Source organism: Bacteroidetes bacterium GWF2_43_63 (genome assembly GCA_001769275.1).
Classification (GTDB): domain Bacteria; phylum Bacteroidota; class Bacteroidia; order Bacteroidales; family DTU049; genus GWF2-43-63.
Genome location: MEOQ01000017.1, coordinates 44,508 through 53,215, shown reverse-complemented (window position 1 = coordinate 53,215; position 8,708 = coordinate 44,508). Strand labels below are relative to the sequence as shown.

At 42.9% G+C, this 8,708-nt stretch carries 7 protein-coding genes and 1 tRNA gene; 3 read left to right on the top strand and 5 right to left on the bottom strand.

All coding sequences use genetic code 11. The features are described from left to right. Positions 1–212: 212 nt before the first annotated feature. The 3 genes from A2W93_03950 to A2W93_03940 all read right to left on the bottom strand — a co-directional run bounded on the left by A2W93_03950 (position 213) and on the right by A2W93_03940 (position 2,691). Positions 213–1,889 carry a hypothetical protein gene (locus tag A2W93_03950; GenBank protein OFY55377.1) on the bottom strand — a complete coding sequence of 559 codons (1,677 nt, stop codon included), beginning with the start codon at positions 1,887–1,889 and terminating at the stop codon, positions 213–215. A gap of 427 nt (positions 1,890–2,316) precedes the next feature. Next, entirely contained in the window at positions 2,317–2,568 is a 252-nt protein-coding gene (locus A2W93_03945; protein OFY55376.1) for a hypothetical protein, read from the bottom strand. A 49-nt stretch (positions 2,569–2,617) separates the two neighbouring features. Beyond that, positions 2,618–2,691, bottom strand: a tRNA-Pro gene (locus A2W93_03940). A 203-nt stretch (positions 2,692–2,894) separates the two neighbouring features. On the opposite strand from A2W93_03940, the gene A2W93_03935 reads away from it, so the two are divergent. Genes A2W93_03935 through A2W93_03925 form a run of 3 tightly spaced genes read left to right on the top strand, consistent with a single transcriptional unit; the run spans position 2,895 to position 7,106 of the window. Beyond that, positions 2,895–5,258 (top strand): TonB-dependent receptor, encoded by a 2,364-nt coding sequence (locus A2W93_03935; GenBank protein OFY55381.1) that lies wholly within the window; start codon positions 2,895–2,897, stop codon positions 5,256–5,258. Between the two features lie 3 nt (positions 5,259–5,261). Beyond that, on the top strand, positions 5,262–6,143 hold the full coding sequence (locus A2W93_03930) for a hypothetical protein (GenBank protein ID OFY55375.1): 882 nt from the start codon (positions 5,262–5,264) through the stop codon (positions 6,141–6,143). Between the two features lie 9 nt (positions 6,144–6,152). Continuing rightward, positions 6,153–7,106, top strand: a complete 954-nt coding sequence (locus A2W93_03925; GenBank protein OFY55374.1) for a thioredoxin-disulfide reductase — start codon at positions 6,153–6,155, stop codon at positions 7,104–7,106. 252 nt (positions 7,107–7,358) lie between these two features. Here the strand turns inward: A2W93_03925 and A2W93_03920 are convergent, their stop codons facing one another. Both A2W93_03920 and A2W93_03915 read right to left on the bottom strand, forming a co-directional pair. Continuing rightward, positions 7,359–7,895, bottom strand: a complete 537-nt coding sequence (locus A2W93_03920; protein OFY55373.1) for a hypothetical protein — start codon at positions 7,893–7,895, stop codon at positions 7,359–7,361. After that, the gene (locus tag A2W93_03915; GenBank protein OFY55372.1) at positions 7,892–8,680 is read right to left on the bottom strand and encodes a hypothetical protein; all 789 of its coding nucleotides are present in this window, start codon (positions 8,678–8,680) and stop codon (positions 7,892–7,894) included. Before A2W93_03915 ends, A2W93_03920 begins: the two co-directional genes overlap by 4 nt. Positions 8,681–8,708 lie beyond the last annotated feature (28 nt).

Below are 8,708 nucleotides of genomic sequence, written 5' to 3'. Positions count from 1 at the left end.
GAAATAAAAATCCGTACGCAGTATAACCAGAAAATCACTGAATATTTACAGGCTCTGAAACTGTCGCACTAAAATGGACAAGTCAGGAAAACTTTTTCAAAAGTCCTCAATAAAATCTAAAACAACCGGACTGCTTTTTTATCCTTCAGGATTAGTCACACAAACTTAGCTCTCCATTAACCATTTCCCGATAACCATTAACCAATACCCAATCACTGATACTTAAACCTCTTAATACTTTTCTTTGGTGTTTTTTCGAATTCCGCAGTCATAATTTCAAAATCGGCTACCTTCATATAGGCCGCGAGGTGGTGATTGGCGTCTTTGATCGTTTCCTTTATTTTTGCGGGCAGATGATTCTGGCTGATGCCGTGTTTTTTCATGTAATCGGCATCGGGAAAAATGAGTGCGACAGGTTTGTTTTTTCGTTCAACGACCAGCACTTCAAGAAAGAGCCTATATTTGGCAAGCACTGCTTCGATTTCTTCGGGATAGATGTTTTGTCCCGAAGCGCTCAGGATCATGCTTTTCATGCGGCCACGGATAAAAATATTTCCGTTGCTATCGACGGTTCCAATGTCGCCTGAATGCAGCCAGCCGTCATCGTCTATGATGGCTTTGGTTGCTTCGGGATTTTTGTAATATCCGAGCATGACATGACTTCCTTTCACCATAATTTCACCGCTGATGTTTTCCGGATCCGGAGAATCGATTTTCAATGTGAGTTCATCCACGATTTTTCCACAACCTTGCAGGACTGTTGTTTTCCATCCACGATACGACATCAGCGGGCCGCATTCGGTCATGCCATAGCCAACAGTGAAAGGAAACCGCATTTTGCGGAAGAATTTCTCCGCATCGGGATTGAAAGCAGCGCCACCAATAACCACTTCGCGGAATTCGCCACCCAGCGTGGCTGTAAGCTTTGCTTTAATTATATTCAGCAATACGCGGCGGATTCCGGGGATATTCAGCAAAATCTTCATTAGTGGTTTTGAAATGACGGGCCGGAGTTTTCCGTTGTATATTTTTTCAATGACGAGTGGAACGGATAAAATGAGATTGGGCTTCACTTTCCCGAATGCTTCGGTGATGGTTGATGGCGCCGGCGTTTTGGTGAGGAAAGTGATGTGACAACCGAGTGTAAAAGGAAAAAGAAATTCAAAGGCACAGCCAAAGGCGTGTGCCAGCGGCAGGAATGAAAGTATCCGCTCGCCGGGATTCATAAACATATAGGTGCGCGCGAAAATGATGTTGTCGCGCAAACTGCGCTGTGGCAGCATGACTCCTTTTGAAAAGCCTGTGGTTCCTGAAGTGTAGCTGATTACAATAAGTTCGTCCGGCGTTTGATCGCGATAAATAACATCTTCGGGCTTGATACCTTCAGGATGAGTGGTTTTGAATTGACTGATTGCTTGCTCAAAGCGCCCGGCTTCGTTCTGGTCGGTTGCTCCAAGAATGGAAAAGTCGCGAACCCGCAAGGCGACCGGAATTGCCGGTATTTCTTTCAGATCAAGCGTATTGTAAATTGATTCTTCGGCAAAAAGTAGCACGGAGTCGCTGTGATTGACAATTGCATGCATGTCGGCCGGCCTGAAATCAGGCAGTATCGGCACAATGACTGCGCCGTAGGTAACAGATGCCAGATATATTTTGCACCAGTTGGCGGAATTTTTTCCGATCAGTGCAATTTTGTCACCTTGCTTAATGCCCATGGCTTTGAAGCCCTCTTGCAGCATAGCAATTTCAGTTGCTATCTGTCCATAGGTCCAGGTCTCACCTTCGTAGTCAGAAAGAGCCTTCATTGCGAAATGCTCTCTGATTGAGGCTTGCATGAAACCATTAAAGGTTGCCTGTAGTTCTGGATTTTGAATTTTTGGATATGGCATGACGGGGAAAATAATACCAAAAGTAGGAAGAAATAATTTATGAAATTCAGTATCAATAATGCGTTCAGACGTAACTGTATTTATTGTTGACGAAGTGAATTATACGATTCGAAAGATTGTCTTTTTAAGAAACTGCTTTTTTGACGTTTCAAGCCAACCTCTCTGCGTCGCAGAATGCGACCTGAGTGCGTTGGCTTCAGAGCATTTACACAACGCAGAGAGCTCGCTCCGCGAGGCACTCAGGTTGTGTAAAAGTGGGTTAATTTGATTATCTCAAGAGCGACAATCGGATATTTCTTATAACAAAAACAGGTTGCCATTGCTGACAACCTGTCTGTCGGAGGTCCGCTTTCAGCGGACTAAACTCCCCGACTCGAATTCCACAGATTGGCCCCAGCCAAGGGAGTTTATTCCGCCAGAGGCGGAACTATCCAACTGCGCTATCTTTCAGGTCTTCTAAAAATCTGATAACGCCGCGTTTTTTAATTTTTCTTTCCACTGCCACAGCTTCAGTTCTTGTTGCAACATCAGTTTTAAAAACGCAGGTCCAGTCATCAGCAAAACAGGTTGATTTGCATTTTGAGCGCAGATGTTCCCGTAATCTGTTTTCAAAATTGCCGCTTTGTCCGACGTAATATTGCCTGGCTTTTTCAGAATACAAAATGTATGTAGTAAACATGCTTTTTGGTTTAAGCAAAAACAGGTTGCCATTGCTGACAACCTGTCTGTCGGAGCGGTCCGACTCGAACGGACGACCACTTGGCCCCCAGCCAAGTACGCTATCCAACTGCGCTACGCCCCGATTTAGGAGTGCAAAGATACAAAAAATATGTTTCTGGAATTATTTTAATCTTTTCGCTGCAATTTTTCGAAAATCACAACTGTCATAAATAAACAAAAAAAACTTTATTTTCGACAAAATGTAACTTTTCAGGTTTGTTCCATGTCTATTTGTCAGTTATTTTGGCTGGCATAATTAATGACAAGCGCACGCAACAAATTACTATGAAATATATTCTTGTTTTTTTGCTGATTCTGGCATCTTTGACCGGATTTGCACAGAAGTTTACGATCAGTGGTCACGTGAAAGATTCGGCCAGCGGGGAATCACTGATCGGAGCCAGTGTTTATCTGAAAGAACTGATGAAAGGTGGCACTACAAATACTTATGGTTTTTATTCCATAACAGCGGATGCTGGCAATTACACACTCGTTGGCTCTTTTATCGGTTATAAGGATTTTAGAAAAAATATTGCGCTGAACAAAAATATTGTTCTGGATATTGAACTTTCCTCACATGTAATAACAACAAAAGAAGTGGTCATTACCGGCGACCGCCCTGATGAAAATTTGCAGAATACGGATATGGGGACATTTAACATGCCTGTCGAAAAAATCAAATCCATTCCGGTTTTATTCGGTGAAGTTGACATATTGAAAACCATTACACTTACTCCCGGCGTTCAGTCGGGCGGAGAAGGCAACAGCGCTTTTTATGTGCGCGGTGGTGGACCGGATCAAAATCTGGTGTTACTCGACGAGGCCGTTGTGTACAATGCCAGTCATCTTTTTGGATTTTTCAGTGTATTCAATGCCGATGCATTGCAGCATGTTGAACTTACGAAATCGGGTATGCCATCCAATTATGGTGGCCGTCTGGCCTCGGTGCTTGATGTAAGCATGAAAGACGGCAACTTGAAAAAGTACCATGTCGATGGAGGCATTGGTCTTATATCTTCGCGACTAACAGTGCAAGGACCCATCAAAAAAGACACTTCGTCTTTCATTATAAGTGGTCGCAGGACCTATGCCGACCTCGTTATGAAACCTTTCATCAAAAAAACGAGCGATTTCAAACACACCGGCTATTATTTCTACGATCTCAACGCAAAAATCAATTATAAAATCAGCGACAAAGACCGCATTTTTGCAAGCGCCTATTTCGGCAGAGATCTTTTCAATATGGATATTAAAGATGATGATCTGAAAATGAAAATGTATTGGGGCAACGGCACGGTAACGGCCAGATGGAATCACCTTTTCAGCCAGAAGCTGTTTTCAAACGCCTCGTTTATTTTCAGCGATTACCGCTTTGAATTCGGTACGACGATGGACATGTATGACATCAGCTTGTTGTCAGGCATTAATGATTATAACGCACGACTAGATTTCACCTATCTTCCGGCTTCAAGCCATGTTATAAAATTCGGAGCCGATTACATTTTTCATGTATTCACTCCAAACAATGCTTCTGCCCGCTCCGGCGATGTGGATCTGATTGTTGGGGATGCGGTGAAATTGTATTCTCACGAAGCTGCACTTTATTTAAACGATGAATTCAGCATTGGTAAAAAGTTCAAGTTCAATATTGGTTTACGTGGAAGCTTTTTTGCGCATGTAGGACCCTTTGACAGATTTATAAAAGACTCCATTACCGATCAGATTGTGGATACGATAAAATACGGCAATGGTGAAATGGTGAAACCATACTGGCATCTTGAACCCCGCGCCAGCGCCCGCTTTATATTGAATCCAAAAAGTTCGCTGAAAGCTTCGTTTACCCAAAACTACCAGTACATTCATCTTGCATCGCCAACAACCGTGAGCATGCCGACCGATGTTTGGTTTCCAAGCACTGAGCTTGTGAAGCCGCAGTTTGGAACTCAATATTCGCTGGGGTACTACCGGAATTTCGACGACAATTTGATTGAAACCAGCGTGGAAGTATATTACAAGGAGATGAAAAATCAGATTGAATATGCGGAGGGCGCTTTGATTGAAGACAATGTAAACAACAACACCGATAACAACTTTGTCTTCGGTACGGGCACTGCATACGGAATTGAGTTTTTTGTAAACAAAAAGTTCGGAAGCACGACCGGCTGGGTCGGATATACGCTTGCACGCAGTTCCCGGCAATTCGATGACATTAATAATGGCGATGTGTTTTCTGCCAAATACGATCGTCGCCACGATATTTCAGTGGTCGTTACGCATTCGCTTAATGAGAAGCTGACTTTGTCCGCCGTTTGGGTGTATGCAACCGGAAACTGCGCCACTATGCCGGTTTCGCGCTATATAATCGGTGGAAATGTTGTTAGCGAATATGGCCCCAGAAACGGTTTTCGCATGCCGGCTTATCATCGTGCCGACGTGAGTTTGACCTGGTATCCAAAAAGCAAAAAGAAAACAAGAAAAATTGAAGAAAGCTGGAATTTCTCCATTTATAATCTTTACAATCGCAAGAATCCTTACTTCATCTTTTTTGATGTGGAGGGCGATATTCTTGCCGGAAGCGCGGCCATAACAGCCAAGCAGGTTTCCATCTTTTCAATCCTTCCATCTGTTACATGGAATTTTAAATTCTAAGTCATGAAAAAGTTTTTGTTCATTATAATAGCCATTTCACTTTTTGCTTCCTGCGAGAAAGAACTTGACATTGATCTGCCTCAGCCCGACGCAAAGCTGGTTGTAGAAGGTTGGATCGAAAACGGAGAATATCCGGTAGTTATCGTAACCCGCAACAGCAGCTATTTTGCGCCCATCGACACAAATTTCCTCATGGATTCATTGTTCATCACCGATGCATTGGTAATTGTTTCCGATGGTTTTCAGAGCGACACGCTACAGCCATTTCTTGATGTAGCCGCATATCAAAACGGGGCCTGGCCAATCTTTTACTATAAAGGTTCAAAAATACTGGGGGTTGAAAACGGAAACTATTCCTTGTATATTGAGGCCGAGGGTGAAGTAATTACGGGAGAAGCATCTATTCCATCACTGGTTGCTTTCGATACCCTGTGGTGGGAGGCAGAAGCCGGCACCGGAGATTCGCTGGGCTATATTCACGCTATGGTGACTGATAACGGCAGTGAGAAAAACTATTACCGCATTTTTTCGAAAAGACTGGGCCGCGATTACAATTTCGTCCCGGTGATGGAAAGCATTTATGATGATATCTATTTCAACGGGCTAACGTTTGAATATGAGATCATGCGCGGCGAATTGAACTACGAGGACGAAGAAATATTTGAAGATGATGAATTTGGCAGCTATAAAAGTGGAGACACCGTTGTTGTCAAGCTTTCATCAATTAATAAAGCGCATTACGATTTCTGGCGAACCCTCGAAGAGGATGTTATGGCCGGTGGAAATCCATTCACAAACCCTGTTACAATCAGACATACAGTCGAAGGAGCCCTTGGAGTTTTCGGCGGTTATGGCAGTGTGCTCGATACAGTGATCATTCAATAATCAAAATATATGGCAAACGAAAGAGAACAAAGAAAATGTGTGATTATCGGCTCAGGTCCTGCCGGTTACACTGCTGCAATCTATACAGCCCGTGCTGATATGAAACCATTGTTATACGAAGGAATGCAGCCAGGCGGACAGCTGACCATTACTACCGAAGTCGAGAATTTTCCGGGTTACCCGGAAGGCGTGACTGGTCCTGTATTAATGGAAGATCTGAAAAAACAAGCCGAACGTTTTGGAACTGAAATCCGTTTTGGATTTATAGATAAAGTCGATTTTTCGAAATCGCCCTTTTTGTTAATCGACGACAGTGGCAAAGAAATCCTGGCCGAAACCGTGATTATTGCTACCGGTGCTTCGGCCCGCTGGCTTGGTTTACAAAGCGAACAGGATTACAACGGCTATGGCGTATCGGCCTGTGCCACCTGCGACGGATTCTTTTACAAAGGTAAAACCGTTGCTGTAATCGGAGGAGGGGACACCGCCACCGAAGAAGCGGCCTATTTATCGAATCTGGCTTCGAAAGTATTTCTGATTCATCGCCGCGACGAGCTGCGCGCTTCGAAAGCCATGCAGCAAAAAGTGCTTAATACGCCCAACATAGAAATGGTCTGGAATGCTATTCCGAAAGAAATTATTGGTGAGACCAAAGGTTTTGCAAAAGCAGTTACCGGCGTTGTTGTTACTGACACGAAATCTGGTGAGGAAAAAACCATTCCGGTGGACGGTGTCTTTATTGCCATCGGGCACACTCCCAACACCGATATTTTCAAAGGTCAGGTTGAACTGCACGACAATGGATATATCAAAACCATTCCGGGCACAGCTCAGACCAATATTCCGGGTATTTTTGCCGCCGGCGATGTTCAGGATCTGCATTACCGTCAGGCCATTACTGCTGCCGGTTCGGGCTGCATGGCCGCCATCGAGGCTGAGCGGTATCTGAGTATGAAAGGGTAATGAACTCTGAACATGGAACAAGGAAGTTTGAAGGGAATACCGGGCTTCGAACTCTGAACATGGAACAAGGAAGTTTGAAGTAAACTCAATTTAAAACATACTTCTATATTCATATATCCTTGTTCCTTCTTCTATATTCAGAATTTGTGTCCCTTTAGGCGAAAATCAATTGCATGCATTAGTGTTATTGCGGGAAGGGAAATGCAAGTGGTCACGCGTCGGGAGACGTGCGCCCAGTTTGATTAGAACACATCAATAAATCCAGAATACGCCCTGTTCCCAGAAATCAAGGGGATTATAGTCATTTATGGGATCAGCTGGATGAACTTCACCAAGCCTAAGGCAAATTGCAACAAATTCTTTTCGGATAATCTGCTCTTTTTTCAGATAATACCAGTTTTCAATGATAATCAGACTTTGAACATCAGCGTATTCAAATTCCCGAAAATAGGTGTTCATTTCATATATTCGCCCGACACGCACTCTGAGGCTATCCATCATGGTTGGAGCGAGTCGTTTGTTGGAATAGTAGGCCGTATCGCGTCCAGACTTGACAGACTTGATGATGTTTTCAACCAGTTGTTCCTTTGTTCCTTTCATTGTAACGGAAATCCCGCCATATAATGAAGTATCGTCACTCAGGGCAAGAAAGCGGTAAACGGTTTTTCCCCAAAGCACATTTGAATCGAGCTGAGTGATTGGAATCCTGATATCACGTGCAAAAATCAACGATTGTCCGCTTGCAGGGCGAAAAAGCAATATTAATATGAGGAAGAATATGTTTTTCATTTGAAGAAAATCCAGAATAATAATAATTGGTCATAAAAACAATGGAACTGGGGATTAAAGTCCTCGTACTCTCGCTTTAGAGGAGCAATTGCAATTGCTTTTGATTCAAAGCGCATGTCTGAATAGCAGACCCAGTCTTCAATTACAATATATCTGTACACCGGAAGCTTCTGAATTGGAATAATGTCTTCAAATCGAATGGCTTGCCATCCAATATTTGCGGTATCAATTTGAACCCTTTTTCTATAAAACTCCCCATTCCGGAATTCTTCTATTGAATAAGGTTTTTTTCCGCTTTTATTGAATGCTTTTAACTTCCCTGCCATTACCTGATTGCAGATTGCCTCATAAAGCGGAGTAATTTGGGTGTCAGCCGGGAAGTAGGGTAACTCATCAAACTGATTTATATCCTCGTGTTTCCAGTTCTCTGCATTATTATAAACATTATAAAAATCTATACCGTGGTCGCTGAACCCATACGGCATCGTGCGGAGTTCCACAATATTCATGGTCCGTTTTTGCCAGACAATCAAATTATCATTCTGTATCGGTAAAGAATCAAAAACGACTTTTGCTTCTTTCAGATTGATACCATCAAAGTCTGATTGAAGGAACCAATATGTTTCACGATACATTGAATCAATGGATATTCTACGGAACTTTTCAAGAAAGGAGCTGTCAATATCACCCTGAGCTTTCAGTAATTTACCAAACAGCAGAGAAATTATCAGAGATATAAGTATTCTGTTTTTCATCAACAATCTTCCGGTTGTAAAAATAAACAAAAAATGTCACAAAATAAAAAAACCACCT

What these genes read in the sequence shown, in the direction of transcription:
- A2W93_03950 (OFY55377.1), bottom strand. Translation starts at nt 1,889, where the DNA reads ATGCCATATCCAAAAATTCAAAATCCAGAACTACAGGCAACCTTTAAT.
- A2W93_03920 (OFY55373.1), bottom strand. Translation starts at nt 7,895, where the DNA reads ATGAAAAACATATTCTTCCTCATATTAATATTGCTTTTTCGCCCTGCA.
- A2W93_03925 (OFY55374.1), top strand. Translation starts at nt 6,153, where the DNA reads ATGGCAAACGAAAGAGAACAAAGAAAATGTGTGATTATCGGCTCAGGT.
- A2W93_03945 (OFY55376.1), bottom strand. Translation starts at nt 2,568, where the DNA reads ATGTTTACTACATACATTTTGTATTCTGAAAAAGCCAGGCAATATTAC.
- A2W93_03930 (OFY55375.1), top strand. Translation starts at nt 5,262, where the DNA reads ATGAAAAAGTTTTTGTTCATTATAATAGCCATTTCACTTTTTGCTTCC.
- A2W93_03935 (OFY55381.1), top strand. Translation starts at nt 2,895, where the DNA reads ATGAAATATATTCTTGTTTTTTTGCTGATTCTGGCATCTTTGACCGGA.